Origin of the sequence: Paenibacillus cineris (assembly GCF_018333335.1) — a bacterium.
Classification (GTDB): domain Bacteria; phylum Bacillota; class Bacilli; order Paenibacillales; family Paenibacillaceae; genus Paenibacillus_AQ; species Paenibacillus_AQ favisporus.
Genome location: NZ_BORU01000059.1, coordinates 1 through 208, shown reverse-complemented (window position 1 = coordinate 208; position 208 = coordinate 1). Strand labels below are relative to the sequence as shown.

At 54.8% G+C, this 208-nt stretch carries 1 rRNA gene; it reads left to right on the top strand.

The annotated features are described in order from the left end of the window. A 23S ribosomal RNA gene (locus tag KI379_RS33940) occupies nucleotides 1-208 on the top strand; the annotation flags it as partial.

Sequence of the window (208 nt, the reverse complement as noted above, 5' to 3'; positions counted from 1 at the left end):
CACGCACTGGAGGCCCGAACCCACGAATGTTGAAAAATTCGGGGATGAGGTGGGGGTAGCGGAGAAATTCCAATCGAACTCGGAGATAGCTGGTTCTCCCCGAAATAGCTTTAGGGCTAGCCTCGGTGAATAGAGTCGTGGAGGTAGAGCACTGATTGGGTGCGGGGCCCGCAAGGGTTACCAAGCTCAGTCAAACTCCGAATGCCAT